The sequence below is a fragment of the Sediminihabitans luteus genome (assembly GCF_002797595.1).
Classification (GTDB): domain Bacteria; phylum Actinomycetota; class Actinomycetes; order Actinomycetales; family Cellulomonadaceae; genus Paraoerskovia; species Paraoerskovia lutea.
In genome coordinates this window covers 1036956-1059652 of the sequence record NZ_PGFE01000001.1, presented here as the reverse complement: position 1 = coordinate 1059652, position 22697 = coordinate 1036956, and the positions used below count along the sequence as shown (strand labels likewise).

Genomic DNA, 22697 nt, shown 5'->3' with positions numbered 1-22697 from the left:
GCCGCGAGGCGGTGCATGTCGCTGGGGTCGCGCAGGCGTCCGGGCATCAGTCGCCCGTCCCGGGGGTGCCGGTCGCGCGCAGCGGCGCGAGCTGCTCGGCCCCGCGGGCGAGGAGCTTGTCCGCGACGTGCACCCCGAGGTCGTGCGCGGCCTGGGTCCGTGCGGCGGCAGTCGCCGTCGTGGAGTCTGTGGACCGGTCGGAGCCTGCGGGGAGCGCCTCGAACGTGGTCGACGCGGTGTGGCGCAGCGACTCGCTGCCGTCGACGCGCGCGACGACGGCGCGCAGCACGAGCGTGTCGCCGGGCAGTGCGTCGACGGGGGTGCCCTCGAGCGTCGCGGAGGTGCCGACCGGTGCGGCGCAGCCTGCCTCGAGGCGGCGCAGCAGCGCACGCTCGGCGGTCACGGCGAGGCGCGTGGGCTCGTGGTCGAGCGCGGCGAGGGCTGCGGCGAGCGCGGGGTCGTCGCGCGAGCCCGCGCGCACCTCGACGCCGAGCGCCCCCTGGCCGGGGGCGGGGAGCACGGTGTGCGGGTCGAGCAGCTCGGTCGCGGAGTCGATCCGGTCGATGCGGCGCAGGCCTGCGGCGGCGAGGACGACGGCGTCGAGGTCGGCGTCGGGCCCGAGCGCGCGCGCGAGCCGGGTGTCGACGTTGCCGCGGATGTCCACGACCTCCAGGTCGGGGCGCACGAGCCGCAGCTGCGCGGCGCGGCGCGGGGAGCCCGTGCCGACGCGGGCGCGCGCGGGCAGGGTCGCGAGCGTGAGGCCGTCGCGCGCGCACAGGGCGTCGCGGGGGTCCTCGCGCTCGGGGGTCACGAGGTGCAGGCCCTCGGCGGGCTGCGTGGGCAGGTCCTTGAGCGAGTGCACGGCGACGTCGCAGCGTCCCGCGAGCAGGGCGTCGCGCAGCGCGGTCACGAAGACCCCGGTGCCGCCCATCTGGCTCAGCGGCCCGGTGAGCACGTCGCCGTCGGTGCGCACGCGCACGAGCTCGACGTCCTCGCCCGTGAGCTCCTGGAGCCGTCGGGCGACGTGCCCCGACTGCGTCCACGCGAGCGTGCTGCCTCTGGTCCCTACCCGGATCGTCACCGCCCAAGTGTCCTCCGTCGGCGGGTCGATTGTCGAAATGTGATCCACGGACGTGACGCGGAAATGACGTGCGGTCATCTTCGTGACGACATCGCGTCAGCATTTCCAGAATTCCGCACAATGCGGCGTCCGACAATCGGCCGGCGCGACGGGAAAAGGCGGCGGAATCGTCGTCCACAGCAACTTCCCAGGCGCGTCGTGGCGGCGTCCCAGACCCGGGCGCTACCTTGCCGACGAGCGGCACCGAGGCCGCAGGGAGGACACACCACGCATGGGAACCAAGCGCGTCGTCTACACGCCCGAGCAGGCGCAGGCACGCTCCGACATCAAGCTCGCCGCGGTCGACCTCGCCGCGTACCTGCACGGGTACGGCGCACGGGTCTCGTTGCGCCGGGTCACGCCGCAGCGCGGCACCGTGAGCGTGCGTGCCCCGCGCCCGCAGGCGCAGCCCGTGGCCGTCGAGGTGCGGCTCGAGGACGGCGCGCCCCGGTACTCCTGGACCGACCGCGAGAGCGGGGGAGAGGTCGAGGCGTCGACGTTCGCGGAGGTCCGCGACGAGCTCGGCGTGCGCGTGCGGCGCCCCGGGCGCGTGGTCGTCGAGGCGCTCCTCGCGCTGCTCGCGGTCGCCGCGCTCGCGGGCCTCGTCGCGCTCACGATCCCCGCGTGGCGGCACCTGGAGTACATGCACCCCGTGCGCACGGTCGCGCTCGGGGTCCTGCTCGCGGGCGCCGCGGTCGTCGTGCTCGAGGCGCGGCGCGTGCGCCGTCGGGTCACCGCGCAGGCCGAGTTCGCGGTGCGCATGCGCAGCGCCAAGGAGCGCGAGCAGCTCGTGGTGCGCGGGGCCGCGCCGGGCGAGCGCACGGCCGTCGCCGGCTGAGCGGGGGACCGCTCCAGCTCCGCGACGGCTACAGCTCCGCGACGGCCGCGCTCGCGTGGCCGACGACCGCCGCGAGGCCCGTGCCCGCGACCCAGCCGCCCGTGAGCGCGAGGCCGGGGACGGCGTCCGCCCGGGCCGCGACGTCCGCGACCGCCCGCCGGTAGTCCGGCGTCGGGGGCGGCAGCGTGCCGTCCCAGCGCGTGCTCAGGTGGGCCTCGACCGCGGACGGCGCGAGCGGCGTCCCGAGGAGCGTCGCGGCGTCCGCGACGGCCCGGGCGAGCGTCGGCTCGGGCGTCGGCACGCCCAGGCGCCCGTACGACAGGCGCACGACGTGCCGCCCCGCGCCGAACGTCGAGCGCACGCGCTCGGCCAGCCACGGCCACTTCGCGGTCGCGTGCGTGAGCGCCTTCGCACCCACGTCGGTGCCCGGCGCCACGAGCACGCCGGTACCGCGCGGCGCCGCGTCGAGCGCGGGGGCGTCGAGCAGGAGCGTCACGAGGCGGACGTCGGTCCCGGCCGGCCGTGGCGGCGTGACCCCCACGCCGGTGGGGCCGCCGTCGGCGCCGACGTCCTGCACGAGGTCCACGACCCCGGGTGCCGCGACCACGAGCCGGCGCGCCAGCACGGGGTCGCCCGCGCCGTCGACCAGCACCGACCACGCACCGTCGGTGCGCGTGCGGAACACGGCCGAGACGTGCGCGCCCGTGCGGACCGTGCCCGCCGGGCCGACCCCGGGCGTCTCCTCGACCGCGGCGACGAGCGCCGTGACGAGTCCGTGCACGCCGCCCTCGACGCCCCGCACCGCCGAACCCGCCGGCGCGAGCGCGCGCAGCGAGCGCACCGCCCCTGCGAGCGAGCCCTCGCGGTCGAGCGCGGCGCGCAGCCCGGGCGCGACCGCGTCGACGTCGAGCGCGTCGAGCGGCGCCGAGTGCACGCCCGCCGCGACCGGCGCGACGAGCCGGTCCACGACCCGCGCGCCCAGGCGCGAGCGCACGAGCGCCCCGAGGTCCGAGGCGTCGGTGCGGCCCGCGGGCAGCCACCGGTCGAGCGAGGCGCGCAGGGCGCCGCGCAGCCCCACGGCCCGGCGCACGTCCGCGGCCCACGGGTCGCCCGGGATGCCCAGCACGCCCGCCGCCGGGATCGGGAACACGTCGTCGGCGGTGCGGATCCACGCGCTCGCACCGCTCGGCTCGACCACGTGCAGGCCCAGGCTCCCGGCCAGCGCCGCGACGCCCGTGCCGCGCGCCGCGAACGACTCCGCGCCCACGTCGACGGCCAGCCGGGCGCCGTCCGCCCGCACCAGGGTGCCGCCGCGCACCGGACCGCCGCACCGCGCCCCCGCCTCGAGCACGAGCACGCGCAGGCCGCGCGCCCGCAGGCCGTGCGCCGCGGTCAGCCCCGCGACACCACCGCCGACGACGACCGCGTCCCACACCTGCCCGGGCGCGCTCACAGCGAGTGCACGAGCTCGACGACGCGGGTCAGGACCGTCGGGTCGGTCTCGGGCGGCACGCCGTGGCCCAGGTTCACCACGTGCGCCGGGGCCACCCGGCCGCGCGCGACCACGTCGCGCACGTGCGCCTCGAGCACGGGCCACGGCGCCGCGAGCAGCGCCGGGTCGACGTTGCCCTGCAACGGCACGCCGCCGCCCAGCAGCGCGTCCGCCTCGTCGAGCGGCGTGCGGTGGTCGACGCCCACGACGTCGGCCCCGACCGCGTGCATCGACCGCAGCAGGTGCTCGGTGCCCGTCCCGAAGTGGATGACCTGCACGCCCAGGTCGTGCACGTGCGTCAGCGCGCGGGCGCTCGCGGGCGCCGCCCCGGCCTCGTAGTCGGCGCGCGAGAGGCTGCCCGCCCACGAGTCGAACAGCTGGGCCGCGCTCGCCCCTGCGCGCACCTGGGCGCGCAGGAACGTGCCCGTGAGGTCCGCGGCCCAGGTGACCAGGCGGTCCCAGGTCTCGGGGTCGGCGTGCATGAGGGTGCGCGCCGCGAGGTGGTCGCGGCTCGGGCGGCCCTCGACGAGGTACGCGGCGAGCGTGAACGGCGCGCCCGCGAAGCCGATGAGCGGGGTCGCGCCGAGCGCGTCGACCGTGAGGCCCACGGCCTCGACGACGGGCGCCAGGGCCTCTTCGGTCAGCTCGGACTCGACGAGGCGCGCGACGTCGTCCGCGGTCCGGTACGCCTGGCCCATGACCGGGCCCACGCCGCTGCGGATCTCGACGTCGACGCCCGCGAGACGCAGCGGCACGACGATGTCCGAGAAGAACACCGCGGCGTCCACGCCGTGCCGGCGCACGGGCTGGAGCGTGATCTCCGACGCCATGTCGGGGCGCAGGCACGACTCGAGCATCCCGGTGCCCTCGCGCAGCGCGCGGTACTCGGGCAGCGAGCGGCCGGCCTGCCGCATGAACCACACCGGTGTGATTTCCGGGCGGTCGCCGTGAATTGCGCGCACGAAGGGCGAATCATTCGTGACGCCGGTCACCAGGGGGTGGTTCGAGGGAAGGTTCACGCCACCGATTCTGCCTTTGCCTGCCGTGAATGATTAAATCGACGCACTGTGGTGCTCATGTCGATGACGGCCAGCCACCACGACCTCGACCTCGACGCCCTGGAGATCCTCTCCGGCGGAGCGCACACGGTCGCAGCGTCGGCGGTGACCACGTGCCAGGCGATCTCCGGAGCGGTTGCACTCGCGACGTGCAACCGGTTCGAGCTGTACCTCGACATCGACGGCACCCTGACCGACCTCGCCGCCGAGCACGCCGCCCGGGAGATCGCGGGCCTCGTCGCCACGGCCTCGGGCGTCACGCTCGACGAGGCCGTGGCCGCGTTCACGGTGCGCCGCGCGGACGACGTCGTCGCGCACCTGTTCGACGTCGCCTCGGGGCTCGACTCGATGGTGCTCGGGGAGCGCGAGATCGCGGGCCAGGTACGCCGCTCGCTCGCGACCGCGCACGCCGAGGGCACCACGAGCGCGTCGCTCGAACGGCTCTTCCAGACCGCCTCGCGCGCGTCCAAGGCCGTCGCGGCCCGCACCCACCTCGGCGCCGACGGCCGCTCGGTCGTGTCGGTCGCGCTCGACCTCGCCGAGCCCAGCGTGCCCGCGTGGCGCGCCGCCCGCGCCGTGATCGTCGGCACCGGCGCGTACGCGGGCGCCTCGGTCGCCGCGCTGCGGGCCCGCGGGTGCACCGACGTGCGCGTGTGGTCGGCCTCGGGCCGTGCCGCCGAGTTCGCGGCCTCGCACGACGTGATGGCCGTCGACGACCTCGTCGGCGCCCTCGCCGACGCCGACCTCGTGGTCTCGTGCTCGGGCACCGCGCGCCGTGGTCCCGTCGCCACGACCGACGGCGACATCGCCTACCTCGTCCACGCGGCGGCCGTGGTCCAGGCACGCTCGCGCGCCACCGCCCGCGCGGGCGACGACGCCGGGTCGCACGGCCTGGTCGTGCTCGACCTCGCGCTGCACCACGACGTCGAGCCCGCCGTGGGCGACGTCGACGACGTGCTGCTGCTCGACCTCGCGGCCGTGCGCGCCAACGCGCCCACCGAGACCGCGGAGCGCGTGAGCTCGGCGCGCGAGATCGTCGCGGGGTCTGTCGCCCGGTTCACGGTCCAGGAGTCGGAGCGCAGCGCCGACGGCGTGATCGTCAGGCTCCGCGAGCGCGTCGAGGCCGAGCTCGACGCCGAGCTCGCGCGCAGCGCCGGGTCGTTCTCGACCGACGCGGACCGTGCGGCGCACGAGCGGTCGCTGCGGCGATTCTCGGGCGCGCTGCTGCACCGGGCGATCTCGCGGGTGCGCGAGTCGGTGCGGTCGGGCGTGGACGCCCGGACGATCGACCCGGACTCCGTGCTGGAGCAGCTCGCCGGCTGACCGCCGTCGGGCGTGCCGGGCCCCGGGCGTGCCGGGCCTCAGTCGTGCCAGGTGCCGACCCACTCGTCCCAGGCGGGACCGCCCTCGAGCACGACCCCGGCGCTCGCCTGCGCGCGCATCCCGGCGTCCACCAGGTCGAGGTAGCGCAGGTGCAGGGCGTCCGCCTGCGCGCGGGGGAGCGGGAGCGTCGGGCGCAGGTGGAGCAGGAGCTGCATGACGTCGGCGGCGGTGAGCCCCGCGGGCACGACCCCCGCCCGGACGTCCTGCGCGACGAGCGTCTCGAGGGCCTCGTGGAGCTCGTCCGAGGCGCGGGCGAGGTCGGGCGGGATGGGCGTCGTGGCTCCCGTGGGTCGCAGCAGCGGGCCGGTCGCGGTGCTGATCTGGCAGGCGACGAAGCGCACGACCGCCCCCGGCGCGACCTCGTCGGCGACGCGTCGCGCGAGCCGGGCCGCCTCCTGGACGCCGTGCGTGTGCAGGGCCTCGACGAGCGCCTCCTTGGTCGGGTAGCGCCGGTACACGGACCCGACGCCGACGCCGGCCTCGCGGGCGACGTCCGACATCGCGGCACCGTGCCCCTGGGCGGCGAACACGGCTCGCGCGGCGACCAGGATCGCGGTGTCGTTCGCCCGCGCCTCGCGCTGCCGCCCGGGGAGGGCGGCGGCGTCGCGGTCGGGAGGGGACGCGGGTGTGGACGACGGCATGCGCCTCACGGTAGCCCGTGGGGCGGTGCTACAGTGAATCGGAACGGATGTTCCGTTCCGATCAATGGCCCGGGAGACCGGGACCCCGTCCGAGAGAGCGAGACGTCCGTGTCCGCCAGCACCACCACCGGCCCCACGCCCACGCCGGGCGCGACCCCCGCCCCGGCGGCGACCCCTGCCCCCGGGGCGGCAGCCATCGCCGGGCCCACCCCCACGACCACCGTCGCGCGCCGCCCGGGGCTCGTGACCCTCGCGCTCGCCGTGACGGTCCTCGCGTACTCGCTCGCCCAGACGCTCGTCGTCCCCGCGCTGCCCACGATCGGCGTCGAGCTCGGCGCGAGCGCCCAGGGCACCGGCTGGATCCTGACCGCGTTCCTGCTCGCGGGCGCCGTCCTCGCCCCCGTCGTCGGCAACCTCGGCGACCGGCTCGGCCACCGCCGCGTGCTCGTCGGCACGCTCGTCGTGTTCGCCGTCGCCACGACGGTCGCGGCCCTCGCCCCGAACCTCGGCGTGCTGCTCGTCGCGCGCGTCGTCCAGGGGGCCAGCACCGCGACGTTCCCGCTCTCGCTCGCCCTCGCACGGCAGGTCCTGCCCGCCGAGCGGCAGGGCAGCGCGTTCGGCTGGATCGCCGGGATGATCGGGCTCGGCGCCGGCGCGGCACTCGTCGTCGGCGGCGTCGTCGTCGAGGAGCTCTCGTGGCGCTGGCTGTTCGCCCTCGGCACCGCGGTCGTGCTCGTCGCGCTCGTCCTCGTGCTCGCGTACGTCCCGCGCGGCACCGCGCCCGGCGTCGCGCGTCGCACCGACTGGCCCGGCATCGTGCTGCTCTCGGGAGGGCTCGTGGGCATCCTCCTCGCCGTCTCGCAGGGACGCTCGTGGGGCTGGGACTCGCCCGCCACCCTCGGCGTCGGGATCGGCGGCGTCGTGCTGCTCGTGGTGCTGACCCTCGTCGAGCTCCGCACCGCGGCGCCCGTCGTCGACGTCCGCACCTTCCGGCACGGCCCGCTCGTCCTGATCAGCCTGCTCACGGTCGCCGTCGGGTTCGTGCCCTACGTCTGCTACGTCGCACTGCCCGTGCTGCTGCAGTCGCCCTCCGCGACCGGGTTCGGCCACGGCATGAGCGTCACCGCGTCAGCGCTCGCGCTCCTGCCCAGCGCGGTCATGGTGTTCCTCGGCGGCCGACTGACGCCGGTCCTGGTCGCCCGCACGAGCACGGGCGTCGCGGCGCTCGCGGCCTCGGGGGTCATGGCGGTCGGCGCCGCCGGGCTCGCCCTGTGGCCGGCCTCGACCTGGGCCGTCGTCCTGTGGTTCGGCGTCCTCGGGCTCGGCAACGGGATCGGGTACGCGATCTGCGCGCAGCTCGTCGTGAGCTGGTCGCCCGCCGCCGAGACCGGCGCGGCCATCGGCCTCAACAGCGTCGTGCGGACCGTCGGCTCGGCCGCCGCGGCCCCCGTGATCAACGCGCTCCTGGTCTCCGCGGCGAGCGTGAGCAACCCGTCCGCGCCGTTCAGCGACGCGTTCTGGACCGCGACGGCCGTGAGCGTCGTCGGCGTCCTCGTCTCGATCGCCCTCGTGGGCCGGTCGCGCCGGAGCGCCTGAGCGCGACGGTCGCCCCGGGTCGGCTATCGTCGGCGCGTCCCGGGGCGACCCACGCCCCGGCAGTCCCGGGGGAGACCCGTGCGCATCGCCCACACCGACGGCCCCGCCCGATGACGGCGGCGCCGTCCCGCGACCCGGGCGCGCTGCGCCTCGGCGTGCTCGACATCGGCTCCAACACGGTGCACCTCGCGGTGGTCGACGCCGCCCCCGGAGCCCGGCCCGTGCAGGCCGCGGGCGACCGGACCGTGGTGCGCGTCATGCAGTACCTGCGACCCGACGGCTCGATCTCGCCGGACGGCGTCGCGGCGCTCCTCGCGGCGGTCGAGAGCGCGACCGCCCTCGCCGCGGCCTCGCACGTCGACGAGATGCTGCCCATGGCGACGTCGGCGCTGCGCGAGGCCACGAACGGGCCCGAGATCCTCGCAGCGATCAGCGCGCTCGTGGGCACGCAGGTCCAGGTGCTCTCGGGCGTCGACGAGGCCCGCCTGACGTTCCTCGCGGCCCGCCGGTGGCACGGCTGGGCGGCCGGCCGCCTGCTCGTGCTCGACATCGGCGGCGGGTCGCTCGAGATCGCGGCGGGCCTCGACGAGGAGCCCGAGCTCGCGGTCTCGGTCCCGCTCGGCGCGGGGCGCATGACGCGCGAGCACCTCACGAGCGACCCGACCGACCCCGAGCAGGTCGAGGGCCTGCGCGCGCACGTGCGCGAGACGCTCGCGTCGGCGGTCGTCGCGTTCGACGCGCTGCCCGCCCCGGACCACGTCGTCGTGACGTCCAAGACGTTCCGCTCGCTCGCGCGGCTCGCCGGCCAGAAGGTCGACGTGGTGGGCCCCGACGAGCGGTGGCGCATGCGTCGCGGGCAGCTCAGCGACTGGGTCCCGCGGCTCGCGCGCATCGACGCCGAGGGGCGGACGGCGCTGCCGGGCATCACGCCCGAACGGACCTTCCAGATCGTGGCGGGGGCGGTCGTGGCCGAGGAGGCGCTGCGCGCGTTCGGCGTCGACGAGGTCGAGGTGTGCCCGTGGGCGCTGCGCGAGGGGGCGATCCTGCGGCGGATCGACCGGATCTGACGCCCCCGGGCGCGGCGCGGAAGCCCTGATCAGGGCGGACGCCTCACATCGCGCGCGTCGGGCGAATCGATCTTATGGTGCTCCGGGGGACATGATCGGCTGGTCGTCAAGGCGACACGCCGGGAGCACCGAAGGGGATCGCCATGCGTATCGTCCACGGCCCTGCCGACACCGCAGCGGCCACCAGTCCCGCACGGCGTGCGCTCGCACGCGGCGTCGCGCTCGCTCTCGCACTCGTGCTCGCGACGGGCGTCACCGTCGTCGGCGTGGCGCCACCCGCCCACGCGGCGTCGACGTACGTCGCCCCGCTCCCGGCCCGGACCTACGTCCTCTCGTCCTACTACGGCCCCCGGTGCATGCCGATCGCGGGAGCGTCCGCGTGGCATCTCGGGCAGGACATGGGGGCGGCGTCCGGCACCGACGTGAAGGCGATCGCCGCGGGCACCGTCACGCGGGCAGGCGCCGTCTCCGGGTTCGGGCAGTGGGTCGTGATCGAGCACACGATCTCCGGGAAGAAGGTCTCGTCCGTCTACGGGCACGTGATCGACGGGGACAGGTACGTCAAGGTCGGCTCGAAGGTCTCCCAGGGCCAGCACGTCGCGGACGTCGGCAGCTCGGGCACCTCCACGAGCCCGCACCTGCACCTCGAGATCTGGAAGGGCAGCTATGGCAACGGTGCGACCGTGGTCGACGCGCTCGCCGCGCTCAAGTACTACGGCGTCGACCTGACGACGACCTCGACGCGCAACTACTCGCGCACCGTCCCGTCGTCGTGCACCTACTACACGACCGCGAACGTGAACCTGAGGACGGGGCCCGGGACGTCATACTCCTCGCTACGCGTGGTCCCCGTCAACGGGCGCATGACGGCGAAGCCCGGCGCGAGCTCGGGCTCGTGGCGCAAGGTCACCTACGGGTCCACGACGGGCTGGATGTCGGCGAGCTACGTGTCGCCGAACCTCACGGTGCTGGGGACCCGGTGGGTGCGCGTCTCGGCCCTGCACCTGCGCTCGAAGCCCTCGACGTCGTCGACGATCGTGCGCACGCTCTCCCGCGGGCAGGCCGTCGGGCTGCTGTCCGCCACGACGTCGACCGGCTGGGTGCGCGTCAAGGTCGGCAGCAGTACCGGGTACGTCGCGGCGACGTACCTCTCGCGGGTCCCGCAGTAGCGGCCGAGGTCACGGCGTGCCGGTGCCCAGCACCGCGCCGTCCGCGGCCAGGGCCTCGACCGCGACGTACTCCGCGTCGTCGGGCACGGGGGCGAGCGCGGTCTCGAAGCCGTCGCGGGGCACGGTCGCGACCTCGGTCGCGGACGCCTCGTCGTCGCCCGCGACGAGGCGCCACGACGCGACGTCCGTCGCGCCGTTCCACGTCACGTACGCGGTGCCGTCCTCGACCACGACGGCAGGGGGGTCGGACGGCGTCGCGTGCCAGTCGGCCCGGTACGCGCGGTAGCTCTCGCCGGCCTCGATCGGGAACTCGCGCACGAGCTCGCCGTCGGCCGTGTACTCGCCGAAGACCTGCGCGTCGCCCCAGCCGATCACGACGTCCCCGTCGTCGAGCACCTGCACGTTGCCCTGCGAGCCGGCGACGAGCGTCGGGTCGCTCGGCAGCCACTCCTGGTCGACGGTCGCGGTCGTCGGCACGCCGTCGGCGTCTGTCTCGAGCGCGAGCCGCAGGCCGCGGGAGTGGTCGCCCACGGCCGGGTCGCCCTCGTTGTCGAACACCGTGAGCGTGCCGTCCTCGTGGAGCTGGGCGTCGTGCTGCCACGCGAACTGCGCGCCCGTGCCGGGCTCGTCGTCCGGGCCCGAGCCGACCATCTCGACGTCGCTCGACCGGCCGCCGAGGGTCCAGCGGACCTCCCCGGTCCCGCGGTCCAGCGCGTACACCGCGTGCGTGTTGCGACCCGAGACGAGCACGTCGCCGTCCGGCGTGAGCTTTTTCGCGGAGTTGACGTGGAACCAGTCGAACGGGGCGTCCTGCGTCCCCGTCGCCTCGGCGTCGTCGGTCGCCTCGGGCGTCGCGAACGTGTCCGCGAGGTCGACGTGGTCGAGGGCCGACCACGTGCTGACCACGTCGCCTGTCATGACGTCGACCTCCTGCACGACGCCGTCGAACACGTAGCCGTCCGCCGGGCCGCCGAGCGCCGACAGGTCGCGCGGGACGATCGGGTACGACGTCAGGAGCATCGTCCCGTCGGGCGTGATGGTCGAGTCGTGCAGGTCGGCGTGGTCGGGCTCGAGCGGGTCACCCGTCGTCACGCGCGCGATCTCCTGGTAGCTCGTGTCGAGCACCACGATCGACCCCTGCCCGTTGCCCACGAACGGCGCCCGGCCCTCGTAGTAGGTCAGCACGGGCTCGCCGTCGAGCTCCTGGACGCGCACGTCGTAGCCCGCCGACCGACCCGGCGAGATCCACACCGGCTCGCCCGTCGCGTCCACGAGCAACGGGCCCACGTGCACCGCCTCGTCCTTCTTGGGCCCCAGCACGTACAGGTCGTCCGAGGTGTCGGACGACGCGGCCGGGCCCAGCGTGACCGGCAGCTCGGGGGCGACGACGTCGGTCGAGACGTACGACCGCACGCCGGGCCCGGTCGGGGTCGGGTCGCTCACCGGCGTCTCGTCGGGCTCGGCCGATCCGGTGCACGACGACGCGAGCAGCGTCGCGGCCACGAGCGCGGCCACGCCCGACGTACGGGCGGCGGCGGTGCGCCGGAGCCGTGCCGCGCAGGGGTGGGGGCGGGTGTCGTTCGCCATGCTGTCGAGGATGCCGCACGCGGCCGGTCGCCGCCCGTGGCTCGTGCGCACCGTCGGTACCGCTAGCGGACCGCCACGACCGTCACGTCGTGCAACGGCGCCCGTGCGAGGCGTGCGTCGGCGGTCAGGAGCGGGGCGCCGAGCGCCCGCGCGAGGGCGACGTAGTGCGCGTCGGCGACCCGGAGCGTGGTGTGCAGCCGCCAGATCTCGGGGACGAGCGACGAGGTCTCGAGCCGGTCGCACGGGACGATCGCCCACGCCTCCACGGCACGCTCCGCCTCGGCGGCGGTGATGGCACCTGCACGCTCGAGCCGCGCGAGCGCAGAGAGCACCTCGGTGTCGACGAGCGCGGGAGCGACGAGGTCGTGCCCCGCGATCGCCGCGAGCGTGCGGTCGCGGAGCAGGCCGGGCACGAGCGTGCTGACCGCGGCCGAGGCGTCGAGGACGAGCCGGCTCACCGGGCCGGACCCGACGGCGACCCGGCCGCGGTGCCTGACGTGTGCGCGGTGCCGGACGTGTGCGCGGGGGCGCCGTCCTGCCCGACCTGGACGTCGTGCACTGCTCGGACGTCGTGCTCGGGCCGGACGTCGTACTCGACCCGGACGTCGTCGAGCGCGTGGACCACGTCGATCGGACGCGCTGCCACGGGCTCGGCGCGGCGCGCCTCGATCCAGGCGTCGAGCGACGGTCGGGAGAGGTCACGCCGCAGCAGGCGCGTGACGTACTCCGACATGGTCACGCCCTGCTCGGCCGCGCGCTCGGCGAGGGCCGCGTGCAGCGCGTCGGGGAGGTTCTTGACCTGGAGCATGCCCATGGGGCGACACTAGCATGCCCGCAGCATGCTGCGTCGTCCGGGCTCGGCCCCGACCCGGTCACGGACCCGACGCGTCCCGGAGCCCCCGGTCGCGGCTCAGGCCAGGTGGTCGGCCACGAGCCGTGCCGCGATCCCCGTGTACGTGCCCGGGGTCAGCGCCTGCAGGCGCGCGGTGACGTCGTCCGGCAGACCGAGGCCCGCGACGAACTCCCGCATCTCGTCGCCCGTGAGCCGGTGCCCGCGCGTGAGGTCCTTGAGGCGCTCGTACGGGTTCTCCATGCCGGGCACGCCCGCGACCGAGGCCGCGCGCATCGCCGACTGGATGGGCTCGCCGAGCACCTCCCAGTTGGCGTCGAGGTCCTCCGCGAGCAGCGCCTCGTTGACGTTCAGGGCCTTGAGGCCGCGCGCCACGTTGTCGATCGCGAGCAGCGAGTGCCCGAACGCCGGGCCGATGTTGCGCTGCGTCGTCGAGTCCGTGAGGTCGCGCTGCAGGCGCGAGGTCACAAGCGTCGCCGAGAGCGTGTCGAGCAGCGCGCAGCTGATCTCGAGGTTCGCCTCGGCGTTCTCGAACCGGATCGGGTTGACCTTGTGCGGCATGGTCGACGAGCCCGTCGCGCCCGCGACGGGGATCTGCGTGAAGAACCCGAGCGAGATGTACGTCCACACGTCGGTCGCGAGGTTGTGCAGGATCCGGTTGAACCGCGCGACGTCGGCGTAGACCTCGGCCTGCCAGTCGTGCGACTCGATCTGCGTCGTCAGCGGGTTCCACGTCAGGCCCAGGCCCTCGACGAAGTGCCGCGACACCGCGGGCCAGTCGACGCCCGGCACCGCGACCGTGTGCGCGCCGTACGTGCCCGTCGCGCCGTTGAGCTTGCCCAGGTACTCGGCGCCGGCGATGCGGCGCAGCTGGCGGCGCAGGCGGTGCGCGAGCACCGCGAGCTCCTTGCCGATCGTGGTGGGCGTCGCGGGCTGCCCGTGCGTGCGGCTCAGCAGCGGCACGTCCGCGCTGTCGCGCGCCATCCCCGCGAGCTGGTCGGCGAGCGCCGTGGCCGCGGGGGCCCAGACCTTCGTCACGCCGCCCTGCACCATGAGCGCGTACGAGAGGTTGTTGATGTCCTCGCTCGTGCACGCGAAGTGGACGAGCTCGCCCACGCCGGTCAGGACCGTCTCGCCGAGCACCTCGGGCGCGCGCTCGATGCGGCGCTTGATGAAGTACTCGATCGCCTTGACGTCGTGGACGGTGGTGCGCTCGATCTCCTTGAGCTCGGCCACGCCGTCCGCGTCGAAGTCCGTGACGATCGCGCGCAGGTAGGCGCGCTCGGCGTCGCACAGGCCCGGGGCGCCCGGGACGACGGCACCGTCCGTGACGCCGGGGACGCCGTCGCACAGCGTGATCAGCCACTCGACCTCGACGTGCAGGCGCTCGCGGTTGAGCGCGGCCTCGCTGAGGTGGTCGACGAGCGGCGCGACCGCGGCGCGGTAGCGGCCGTCGAGCGGGCCGAGCGCGATCGCCGGCTCGGCGTCGGCGAGCACGGTGCGCGCGGGGGCGTCGGTCAGGGACTGGGGCGCTGCGTTCTCGGACGCGATGTTCTCGGGCACGTGCCTGATTCTCCCACGCGCGCACGGCGGCGCACCGATCGTGTCCGTGCACAGGCGCGCGCGGCGCCCCGTCGTCCCCAGGTGGCCACGCGTCCCGCCCGCGGACGGCGCGTGGTCCCTAGCGTCGCGGCCATGACCTCGACCCTTCCGCCCCGGTCGTCCGACCCGGTGCCGCCGTCCGTGCCCGAGACCGTCTCCGTGTGGAGGTGGTCGGGGCCGGTCGGGGTGCGGGGCGACGTGGACGCGCTGCGCTCCCTGCTGGACGACGCCGCACGGTCCCTCGCGGGCACGCGCATCGAGTCGTGGGCGGGCTTCGCCGCGCAGGCGTACCGGCGCCGGCTCGACGCGCTCGACGCGGCGCTCGCGCAGGCCGAGCGGCTCGTGGGCGTCGCGCAGTGCGAGGCCGACCGGCTCGCGCGGCTCCTGGACGACGCCGCGACCGAGCACCACTACCTGTACGCGGAGGCGACCGCGTGAGCGCCGACGACGTGCGCGACCTGCTCGTGTCCGGCGGCCGCCTGACCGCGGTCGACGTCGACCGCATCCGCGACTCGGCGCGACGCACGCGCGACGTGCGCGACGTGCTGGGCACGGCGCTCGCGCGGCTCGAGGCCGCGCGCACGGGCGCAGCGGTGCTCGACGTCCCGACCCCCTCCGGGCCGCAGGCCGCGGCGCGCCTCGCGATGCTGGGCCACCTGTCGCACGCGACGCTCGTGGCCCTCACCGGCGCGGGGGACGCGGTGCGCGCGACGCTCGAGGCGGCGCGCGGGCACCTCGAGCACGCGTGCGGCGGGCTCACGGACCTCGCCCGCAGCGTCGACCACGCCGCGGGGATCTACGACGACGTCGACGCGAGCGTGTGGTCGCGCATCACCCGCGGCGTCGGCGCCACGATCGACGCGTCGACGTTCCCGGGCACGCAGGTGCCGTTCGCGCTCGCGCGCGGCGCCGCCCGGACGGGCCTCGGCGCGCTCGGCGGCGACGGGTGGCGGTGGAAGTACGTGACCGACGCGACCGCGCAGGAGCAGGAGGCGATGGCCGGAGGGCTCTCGCAGGTCATCGCCCACGGGCCGGGCCTGCTCGGGCCGCTGGACGACGGGTCCCGGGACGCGGACGTCCCCGGGGCCGCGGACGACCTCGGGCGGCTGCTCTCGGTCTACCGCGCACGGTTCGAGGAGCTGCCCGTCGTGACCGAGGTCGACGCGACGGGCGTCGACCTGGGCAGCCCGCGGACCATGCGGGAGGCGCTCGAGAACCTCGACGTGCTCTACGACCACGACAGCGACGCGCTGCCGACCGGCAGCGTCGGCGTGCAGCGCATCCTGGGTGACGACGGCGCGACGCGCTGGCTCGTGACCGTGCCCGGCACGCAGCTCGGCCCCGGCACGGCGTTCGGGGCGGTGCAGGACGTGCAGGCCATGGCGTCGGACGCCGCGGTGCGCGAGCGCACCGACACCGTGCAGGTCGTGCTCGAGTCGATGCGGCGCGCCGGGGTCGGCGCCGACGAGGACGTCATGATCGTCGGTCACAGCCTCGGGGGCATGGCCGCGACCGTCGTGGCCGGTGCCGCCACGGGCTTCCGCGTGCGGCAGGTCGTGACCGCCGGGTCACCGGTCGCGCTCTACCCCGTGCCGTCCGACGTGCGCGCGACGCACGTCGAGGTGACCGGGGAGGTCGTGAGCGCCCTCGACGGCGCACCCAACCCGGCCGTCGAGAACCGGGTCACCGTCGCCGGGCGCATCGACCCCGCCGCCATGGGCGACGACGCGCTCGCGCACTCGATGCGCTACCAGCTCGACGTGCTCGACGCCGCGACGGCCGAGGGCTCGCCCGCGCTCGGCGCCAACCTTGCGGCCGCGCAGGACTTCCTCGACGGCGAGGTCGTCGAGACGCGCGTGTTCGAGGGGCACCTCGTCGAGCGCGAGCCCGCGCCGACGCCCCCGGGCGGCACGTCGGAGCTGCGGCCGTTCGGTCCGCAGACCCTGGGCCCGCCGACGTTCGGGCTCCCGCCCGTCGGCACACCGGCTGGCGGTGCCGTCAGCGGCGGTCCGAGCTCGACAGCCCCGGGAGCACGGCCGTGATCGCCCAGCTCACCACGGAGATGATGAACGCGATCCACAGGGCCCACCAGAAGCCGCCCTCGATCGAGATGCCCCACGACGTCTGGCTCGTGATCCAGTCGGTGAGCATGAGCATCAGGGCGTTGATGACGAGGTGGAACAGCCCGAGCGTGAGGATGTACAGCGGGATCGACAGGATCTGCACGATCGGCTTCACGATCGCGTTGACGAGCGTGAAGATCAGCGCGACCACGAGCAGCACGATGATCGTGCCCCCGACGGTGTTGTCGCTCTCGATGAAGAAGTGCTCGTCGATGATCAGGCTCGTGAGCCAGAAGGTGAAGCCGGTGACGACGAGGCGCAGGAGGAAGTACATGGGGTCCATTGAACTACGTGCCGCTCGGGCACGGGTCGAGGGCGCGCCCTCGTGATCCGGCGAGGTTCCGACCGCGGCGCGCGGGAGTGGCATCCTGGTGGCGTGACCGCCCCCCGCGCCCCCCGTGTCCCCGTCCGCGACTCGATCCAGGCCCTGCCCGCCTACGTGCCGGGCGCCCGCATCCCGGTCGGGGCGTCGGCGTACAAGCTCTCGTCGAACGAGAACCCGTACCCCCCGCTGCCGTCGGTGCTCGCCGCGATCGCGGACGCCGCGGCCGACGTCAACCGCTACCCCGACATGTTCGCGACCGAGCTCGTCGAGCGGATCGCCCAGCACCTGACGGTGACGGGCGGCGTGCCGGTCGGTCCCGAGAACGTCGTGGTCGGCAACGGGTCGGTCGCGGTGCTCCAGCACGTGCTCGACACGGTCGTCGAGCCGGGCGACGAGGTCGTGATGCCGTGGCGCTCGTTCGAGGCGTACCCGATCACGGTCGCGGTCGCGGGCGGCGTCTCGGTCCAGGTGCCCGTCACGGCCGACGGGCGGCTCGACCTGCCCGCGATGGCGGCCGCGATCACGGAGCGCACGCGCGTCGTGCTCGTGTGCAGCCCCAACAACCCGACGGGTCCGGTGGTGCACCAGGGCGAGCTCGACGCGTTCCTCGCGCAGGTGCCGGGCGACGTGCTCGTGGTGCTCGACGAGGCGTACGTCGAGTTCGTGCGCGACCCCGACGTCGCCGACGGCCCCGCGACGTTCGCGGCGCACCGCAACGTGGTGCTGCTGCGCACGTTCTCGAAGGCGTACGGGCTCGCGGGCCTGCGCGTCGGGTTCGCGGTCGCGCGGCCCCGCCTCGCGTCGGCGTTGCGCTCGGCCTCGACGCCGTTCGGCGTGAACCACGTCGCGCAGCGTGCCGCGATCGCCTCGTTGGGAGCAGTCGACGAGCTGCTCGAGCGGGTCGAGGCGCTCGTGGCCGAGCGCACCCGGCTCGTCGAGGGCCTGCGCGACCAGGGGTGGGACCTGCCGGACGCGCAGGGCAACTTCGTGTGGTTCGACCTGGGGGAGCGGACGGCGGCGCGCGCGGCCGAGTCGACCGAGGCCGGCGTGCTCGTGCGCCCCTTCGCGGGCGAGGGCGTGCGCGTGAGCGTCGGCGAGCGCGAGGCGACCGACCTGTTCCTGCGTGTGGCGGCGGGCTGGCGCACCGCACGCTGAGGCTCGGCGCGGACCCGACCGGGCGGCGTCCGACGGCTCGCAGGGAGAATGGCGGACCCGACCGGGCGGCGTCCGACGGCCCTGTGCCGGGAGGCGTCCGACGGGCCTGTGCCGGGCGGCGTCCGACGGCCTGGTGCGGGCGGTCTGCGCCCGTGCGGCGCGCGGCCGGACGTTGGAGGATTCCCACAAAGGACGCGACGGAGCATTGCGGTGCTCACGGATCCACAACCTACGGTTCCGTAGCCTACGCTGGCGTAGCCTACGGAACCGTAGGAAGGTGGACCGCACCCGTTGCCCACGCCCGCTGCACGCGCTGCACCGCAGCGCAGGAGCACGAAGGAGACCCGGAGTGAACCAGCAGGACGCACCCGCCGACGTCGACCCCGACCTCGTGCAGCTGCTCACGCCCGAGGGCGTCCGCGTGAGCGACGAGGCCGTCGCCCCCTACGCCGCGCGCGTCGCGCACCTCGACGCCGCCGCGCTGCGCGAGCTCTACCACGACATGGTCCTCGTGCGCCGGTTCGACACCGAGTCCACGTCGCTGCAGCGCCAGGGCGAGCTCGGGCTCTTCCCGCAGTGCCTGGGCCAGGAGGCCGCGCAGGTCGGCTCGGGCCGCGCGCTCGCCCCGCAGGACTACGTGTTCCCGTCGTACCGCGAGCACGGCGTCGCGTTCACCCGCGGCCTCGACCTCGCCGAGATCCTGCTGCAGTTCCGCGGCGTCGACCACGGCGGCTGGGACACCGAGAAGCACAACTTCCACCTCTACACGCTCGTGATCGGCTCCCACACGCTGCACGCGACCGGCTACGGCATGGGCCTGCAGCGCGACGGGCTCGTCGGCACGGGCGACCCCGAGCGCGACACGGCCGTGGTCGCGTACTTCGGCGACGGCGCGACCTCGCAGGGCGACGTCAACGAGGCGCTCGTGTTCGCCGCGACGACCAACGCACCCGTCGTGTTCTTCTGCCAGAACAACCAGTGGGCGATCTCCGAGCCCACCACCCGCCAGTCGCGCGTGCCGCTGTTCCACCGCGGCCGCGGGTTCGGCATCCCGAGCGTGCGCGTCGACGGCAACGACGTGCTCGCGAGCTACGCGGTCATGGACGAGGCGCTCGAGCGCGCCCGCAGCGGCGGCGGCCCGACCTTCGTCGAGGCCTACACGTACCGCATGGGCGCGCACACGACGTCCGACGACCCGACCCGCTACCGCTCGCGCTCCGAGGAGGAGCACTGGCGGCGCCGCGACCCCATCGACCGGCTCGCGGCCCTGCTGCGCGCCGAGGGTGCGTGGGACGACGCGTGGGCGGCCGACGTCGAGGCCGAGGCCGACGGGCTCGGCGAGCACCTGCGCACCTACGTGCGCGCGATCGAGGCGCCGCCCGCGTCGTCCATGTTCGACCACGTCTACGCGAGCGAGCACGGCACGGTGAGCGCCGAGCGCGCGTGGCACGCTGAGTACGAGGCGTCGTTCGACGTGGACGCCGCGGCGCAGGGCGGTGCCCGATGAGCGCCGCGCACGAGGGCACGTTCGGCGAGGAGGCCACGGTGAAGACCCTGACGCTCGGCAAGGCGATCAACGAGGGCCTGCGGCGCTCGCTCGAGCACGACCCCAAGGTCATGCTCATGGGTGAGGACATCGGCGCGCTCGGCGGCGTGTTCCGCGTGACCGACGGCCTGCAGAAGGACTTCGGCGAGGACCGTGTGGTCGACTCCCCGCTCGCCGAGTCCGGGATCGTCGGCACCGCGATCGGCCTCGCGCTGCGCGGCTACCGCACGGTGTGCGAGATCCAGTTCGACGGGTTCATCTTCCCCGCGTACGACCAGATCACGACGCAGCTCGCGAAGCTGCACAACCGGTCGAAGGGGCGCCTGAACCTGCCCGTCGTGATCCGCGTGCCGTTCGGCGGCGGCATCGGCGCGGTCGAGCACCACAGCGAGAGCCCCGAGGCGCTGTTCGCGCACACCGCCGGCCTGCGCGTCGTCTCGCCCTCGACCCCGCAGGACGCCTACACGATGATCCGCGAGGCCATCGCCTCGCCCGACCCCGTCCTGTTCTTCGAGCCCAAGGCGCGGTACTGGGACAAGGGCGAGGTCGACCTGAGCCTCGGCGCCCCGGTCGGCGGCGCAGCGTCGGACGGCGCAGCGTCGGGCAGCACGGTGTCGGACGACGGCTCCGCGGTCGCGTCCTCAGCCGCGGGCTCGACGCTCGGCACGGCCCGCGTCGTCCGACCCGGCACGGACCTCACGCTCGTGACCTACGGACCCGCGGTGCACGTGTCGCTCAAGGCCGCCGAGACCGCCGCGGCCGAGGGGCGCAGCGTCGAGGTGATCGACCTGCGCTCGATCTCGCCGCTCGACACCGCGACCGTGACCGCGAGCGTGCGCCGCACCGGACGCTGCGTCGTGGTGCACGAGGCGCCCACGTTCCTCGGCTCGGGCGCCGAGGTCGCCGCGCGCGTGACCGAGGAGTGCTTCTACTCGCTCGAGGCGCCCGTGCTGCGCGTCGGCGGGTTCCACACGCCGTACCCGGTCGCGAAGATCGAGCACGACTACCTGCCGAGCGTCGACCGGATCCTCGACGCCGTCGACCGCGCGTTCACGTACTGAGCGCGTCGCCGTCACGAACCGACCGTCCCGACCGTCCCGACCGTCCTGACCCGACCCGACCCGACCCAGGAACAGGAGCACCCCGTGCCCACGCAGCAGCAGTTCCGACTCCCCGACGCCGGTGAGGGCCTGACCGAGGCCGAGATCGTGCGGTGGCTCGTCGCGCCCGGCGACGTCGTGACCGTCAACCAGACGATCGTCGAGATCGAGACCGCGAAGTCGCTCGTCGACCTGCCGTCGCCGTGGTCCGGGACCGTGACCGCGCTGCTCGTCGAGGAGGGCGTCACGGTCGAGGTCGGCGTGCCGATCATCACGATCGAGACCGAGGGCGACGGGCCCGCGGACGGCGCGGGCGGCGCTGCCGGCGCAGGCTCGGCCGATGGTGCAGGTTCGAGCGGCGGCGCAGGTTCGAGCGGCGGTGCAGCACCTGCCGTGGACGCCGGGTCGGCCGCGGACGCCGGGTCGGGCGCGGACGCAGGGTCGGGCGCGGTGCTCGTCGGGTACGGCACCGCGCAGCACGGCACCGGGCGCCGTCCGCGCCGGGCCGCTGCGCCGTCGACCGCTGCGCCTGCTCCCGGTGCGCCTTTGACCGCTCCGGCCGCGGCCGTCACACCTGCTGCCGCGACCCCGCCCGCGACGTCGTCGGCCGCCCACGGGACCCCGGCTGCGGCGTCCGCGTCACCGGCGACGACCGCGGGGGACCAGGGGCGCGTGCTCGCCAAGCCGCCCGTGCGCAAGCTCGCCAAGGACCTCGGGGTCGACCTCGCGAGCATCGACCCGACCGGCCCGGGCGGGATCGTCACGCGCGAGGACGTTCTCGCGCACCAGGCGCGCGCCGAGGCGCGCGAGCTCGCGACCTACGACGAGTCCGAGCCGTGGCGCGAGGCCGGCGGCGTCACGGAGGACGGCCGCCAGACCCGCGTGCCCGTCCGGTCGGTGCGCAAGCGCACGGCCGAGGCGATGGTCGCGAGCGCGTTCACGGCCCCGCACGTCACGGTGTTCGCGACGGTCGACGTCACGCGCACCATGCGGCTCGTGGCCCGGCTGCGCGAGGACCGCGAGTTCGCCGACGTGCGCGTCACGCCCCTGCTCATCACCGCGAAGGCTCTCCTCATCGCGGTCAACCGGCACCCGGAGATCAACGCGAGCTGGGACGAGGCGGCGCAGGAGATCGTCTACAAGCACTACGTGAACCTCGGGATCGCGGCCGCGACGCCGCGCGGGCTCGTGGTGCCGAACGTCAAGGACGCGCACGCGCTCGACCTCAAGGGGCTCGCGCAGGGCCTCGCCGACCTCACCGCGACCGCCCGTGCGGGGCGCACCACGCCGCGTGACATGAGCGACGGCACGATCACCATCACCAACGTGGGCGTGTTCGGGATCGACACGGGCACCCCGATCCTCAACCCCGGCGAGGCCGCGATCCTCGCGTTCGGCGCGATCCGCGAGCAGCCCTGGGTGCACAAGGGCAAGATCAAGAAGCGCTGGGTCACGCAGCTCGCGCTGAGCGTCGACCACCGGCTCGTGGACGGTGAGCTCGGGTCGCGCGTGCTCGCGGACGTCGCGCGCGTGCTCGAGGACCCGGCGCAGGCGCTCGTCTGGTCCTGAGTCTCGTCTGGTCCTGAGTCTTGTCGGCTTGGCTTGGCTTGGCTTGGCTTGGCCCGGCTCGGGTCAGGCCGGGCCGAGGCGCGTGAGCTGGTCGTAGAGGTCCCAGTCGGCCGGGCGCACCTCGGGGTCGAACCACTCGGCACCGCGCTCGATCCACCGGCGCCGGTAGTCGCGGGCGCGCTCGACCGGGACGTCGTCGACGCCGGACTCGGCGCCGCAGCAGTCGCAGATCGTCCGGGTCGGGCCTTGTGCGGTCCAGGGTGGTTCGCCCAGGTCCCAGCCGCATGCGCGGCAGCGCGTCGGCGGTCCGGCGCCCGTGCCGTCAGCACCCGACGTGCCGTCAGCACCGCCCGAACCGGTGTCGTTGGTGCCCACAGCGCGCTCCCGTCGTGTGCAGGTGATCGCATCGTAGCCCTGGGATTCCGGCCCTGGACAGGGTGAACGTGCCCGACGTCCGGGGTGAAAACGGCGCCGTG

21 protein-coding genes are annotated in these 22697 nt (G+C 75.1%); 11 read left to right on the top strand and 10 right to left on the bottom strand.

The features are described 5' to 3' along the window. Positions 1-46: 46 nt before the first annotated feature. The gene (hemC, locus tag CLV28_RS04910; protein WP_239073317.1) at positions 47-1081 is read right to left on the bottom strand and encodes a hydroxymethylbilane synthase; all 1035 of its coding nucleotides are present in this window, start codon (positions 1079-1081) and stop codon (positions 47-49) included. Positions 1082-1352: 271 nt separating this feature from the next. On the opposite strand from hemC, the gene CLV28_RS04905 reads away from it, so the two are divergent. Then, positions 1353-1958 carry a hypothetical protein gene (locus CLV28_RS04905; protein WP_100422079.1) on the top strand — a complete coding sequence of 202 codons (606 nt, stop codon included), beginning with the start codon at positions 1353-1355 and terminating at the stop codon, positions 1956-1958. Positions 1959-1986: 28 nt separating this feature from the next. On the opposite strand, the gene CLV28_RS04900 is transcribed toward CLV28_RS04905, so the two are convergent. Then, complete coding sequence (locus CLV28_RS04900; protein ID WP_239073318.1) at positions 1987-3411, bottom strand: protoporphyrinogen/coproporphyrinogen oxidase; 1425 nt, start codon at positions 3409-3411, stop codon at positions 1987-1989. Next, the gene (gene hemE, locus CLV28_RS04895) at positions 3408-4469 is read right to left on the bottom strand and encodes a uroporphyrinogen decarboxylase (RefSeq protein WP_100422078.1); all 1062 of its coding nucleotides are present in this window, start codon (positions 4467-4469) and stop codon (positions 3408-3410) included. The genes CLV28_RS04900 and hemE overlap by 4 nt, the downstream gene beginning before the upstream one ends. Positions 4470-4526: 57 nt before the next feature. Here hemE and CLV28_RS04890 point away from each other — a divergent pair, with 57 nt between their 5' ends. After that, the gene (locus CLV28_RS04890; RefSeq protein ID WP_157802498.1) at positions 4527-5831 is read left to right on the top strand and encodes a glutamyl-tRNA reductase; all 1305 of its coding nucleotides are present in this window, start codon (positions 4527-4529) and stop codon (positions 5829-5831) included. Between the two features lie 38 nt (positions 5832-5869). Here CLV28_RS04890 and CLV28_RS15790 read toward each other — a convergent pair whose 3' ends face one another. After that, positions 5870-6532, bottom strand: coding sequence for a TetR/AcrR family transcriptional regulator (locus CLV28_RS15790; RefSeq protein WP_203968239.1), 663 nt, complete (start codon positions 6530-6532; stop codon positions 5870-5872). Between the two features lie 108 nt (positions 6533-6640). Between CLV28_RS15790 and CLV28_RS04880 the strand changes: the two genes are divergently transcribed. The 3 genes from CLV28_RS04880 (at position 6641) to CLV28_RS04870 (ending at position 10364) form a co-directional block, all read left to right on the top strand. Further along, entirely contained in the window at positions 6641-8128 is a 1488-nt protein-coding gene (locus CLV28_RS04880) for an MFS transporter (RefSeq protein ID WP_203968242.1), read from the top strand. A 110-nt stretch (positions 8129-8238) separates the two neighbouring features. Next, positions 8239-9195 carry a Ppx/GppA family phosphatase gene (locus CLV28_RS04875; protein ID WP_100422076.1) on the top strand — a complete coding sequence of 319 codons (957 nt, stop codon included), beginning with the start codon at positions 8239-8241 and terminating at the stop codon, positions 9193-9195. A 143-nt stretch (positions 9196-9338) separates the two neighbouring features. Further along, entirely contained in the window at positions 9339-10364 is a 1026-nt protein-coding gene (locus CLV28_RS04870; RefSeq protein WP_100422075.1) for a M23 family metallopeptidase, read from the top strand. Between the two features lie 9 nt (positions 10365-10373). On the opposite strand, the gene CLV28_RS04865 is transcribed toward CLV28_RS04870, so the two are convergent. The 4 genes from CLV28_RS04865 to purB form a co-directional block, all read right to left on the bottom strand. Then, a complete protein-coding gene (locus CLV28_RS04865) occupies positions 10374-11951 on the bottom strand; it encodes an arylsulfotransferase family protein (RefSeq protein ID WP_157802497.1) in 1578 nt (525 codons plus the stop codon). Between the two features lie 62 nt (positions 11952-12013). Beyond that, the gene (locus CLV28_RS15405; RefSeq protein WP_157802496.1) at positions 12014-12409 is read right to left on the bottom strand and encodes a type II toxin-antitoxin system VapC family toxin; all 396 of its coding nucleotides are present in this window, start codon (positions 12407-12409) and stop codon (positions 12014-12016) included. Then, on the bottom strand, positions 12406-12765 hold the full coding sequence (locus CLV28_RS15785) for a FitA-like ribbon-helix-helix domain-containing protein (RefSeq protein WP_203968243.1): 360 nt from the start codon (positions 12763-12765) through the stop codon (positions 12406-12408). Before CLV28_RS15785 ends, CLV28_RS15405 begins: the two co-directional genes overlap by 4 nt. Before the next feature lie 96 nt (positions 12766-12861). Continuing rightward, positions 12862-14364 carry an adenylosuccinate lyase gene (purB, locus tag CLV28_RS04850; RefSeq protein WP_373314320.1) on the bottom strand — a complete coding sequence of 501 codons (1503 nt, stop codon included), beginning with the start codon at positions 14362-14364 and terminating at the stop codon, positions 12862-12864. 132 nt (positions 14365-14496) lie between these two features. Here purB and CLV28_RS04845 point away from each other — a divergent pair, with 132 nt between their 5' ends. Together CLV28_RS04845 and CLV28_RS04840 are read left to right on the top strand one after the other, a co-directional pair. Continuing rightward, positions 14497-14841 carry a hypothetical protein gene (locus CLV28_RS04845; protein WP_100422072.1) on the top strand — a complete coding sequence of 115 codons (345 nt, stop codon included), beginning with the start codon at positions 14497-14499 and terminating at the stop codon, positions 14839-14841. Continuing rightward, positions 14838-16445, top strand: a complete 1608-nt coding sequence (locus tag CLV28_RS04840; RefSeq protein ID WP_100422071.1) for a PGAP1-like alpha/beta domain-containing protein — start codon at positions 14838-14840, stop codon at positions 16443-16445. The genes CLV28_RS04845 and CLV28_RS04840 overlap by 4 nt, the downstream gene beginning before the upstream one ends. Here the strand turns inward: CLV28_RS04840 and CLV28_RS04835 are convergent. Further along, a complete protein-coding gene (locus tag CLV28_RS04835) occupies positions 16402-16800 on the bottom strand; it encodes a phage holin family protein (protein ID WP_100422070.1) in 399 nt (132 codons plus the stop codon). The genes CLV28_RS04840 and CLV28_RS04835 overlap by 44 nt on opposite strands. Before the next feature lie 102 nt (positions 16801-16902). Between CLV28_RS04835 and hisC the strand changes: the two genes are divergently transcribed. The 4 genes from hisC to CLV28_RS04815 all read left to right on the top strand — a co-directional run bounded on the left by hisC (position 16903) and on the right by CLV28_RS04815 (position 22221). Next, entirely contained in the window at positions 16903-18006 is a 1104-nt protein-coding gene (gene hisC / locus CLV28_RS04830; protein ID WP_100422069.1) for a histidinol-phosphate transaminase, read from the top strand. A 349-nt stretch (positions 18007-18355) separates the two neighbouring features. Beyond that, on the top strand, positions 18356-19513 hold the full coding sequence (gene pdhA, locus CLV28_RS04825) for a pyruvate dehydrogenase (acetyl-transferring) E1 component subunit alpha (RefSeq protein WP_203968245.1): 1158 nt from the start codon (positions 18356-18358) through the stop codon (positions 19511-19513). Next, entirely contained in the window at positions 19510-20613 is a 1104-nt protein-coding gene (locus CLV28_RS04820) for an alpha-ketoacid dehydrogenase subunit beta (RefSeq protein WP_100422068.1), read from the top strand. Before pdhA ends, CLV28_RS04820 begins: the two co-directional genes overlap by 4 nt. An 84-nt stretch (positions 20614-20697) precedes the next feature. Then, positions 20698-22221: a dihydrolipoamide acetyltransferase family protein gene (locus CLV28_RS04815; RefSeq protein ID WP_100422067.1), complete on the top strand. Its 1524-nt coding sequence runs from the start codon at positions 20698-20700 to the stop codon at positions 22219-22221. Between the two features lie 63 nt (positions 22222-22284). Here the strand turns inward: CLV28_RS04815 and CLV28_RS04810 are convergent, their stop codons facing one another. Next, entirely contained in the window at positions 22285-22596 is a 312-nt protein-coding gene (locus CLV28_RS04810; protein ID WP_203968246.1) for a hypothetical protein, read from the bottom strand. Positions 22597-22697: the final 101 nt, after the last annotated feature.

Coding starts and splice junctions, on each gene's coding strand:
- CLV28_RS04820 (WP_100422068.1), top strand. CDS start 19,510: ATGAGCGCCGCGCACGAGGGCACGTTCGGCGAGGAGGCCACGGTGAAG.
- CLV28_RS04870 (WP_100422075.1), top strand. CDS start 9,339: ATGCGTATCGTCCACGGCCCTGCCGACACCGCAGCGGCCACCAGTCCC.
- CLV28_RS04845 (WP_100422072.1), top strand. CDS start 14,497: ATGACCTCGACCCTTCCGCCCCGGTCGTCCGACCCGGTGCCGCCGTCC.
- CLV28_RS04890 (WP_157802498.1), top strand. CDS start 4,527: ATGTCGATGACGGCCAGCCACCACGACCTCGACCTCGACGCCCTGGAG.
- CLV28_RS15785 (WP_203968243.1), bottom strand. CDS start 12,765: ATGGGCATGCTCCAGGTCAAGAACCTCCCCGACGCGCTGCACGCGGCC.
- CLV28_RS04865 (WP_157802497.1), bottom strand. CDS start 11,951: ATGGCGAACGACACCCGCCCCCACCCCTGCGCGGCACGGCTCCGGCGC.
- CLV28_RS04905 (WP_100422079.1), top strand. CDS start 1,353: ATGGGAACCAAGCGCGTCGTCTACACGCCCGAGCAGGCGCAGGCACGC.
- CLV28_RS04875 (WP_100422076.1), top strand. CDS start 8,239: ATGACGGCGGCGCCGTCCCGCGACCCGGGCGCGCTGCGCCTCGGCGTG.
- CLV28_RS04835 (WP_100422070.1), bottom strand. CDS start 16,800: ATGTACTTCCTCCTGCGCCTCGTCGTCACCGGCTTCACCTTCTGGCTC.
- CLV28_RS15790 (WP_203968239.1), bottom strand. CDS start 6,532: ATGCCGTCGTCCACACCCGCGTCCCCTCCCGACCGCGACGCCGCCGCC.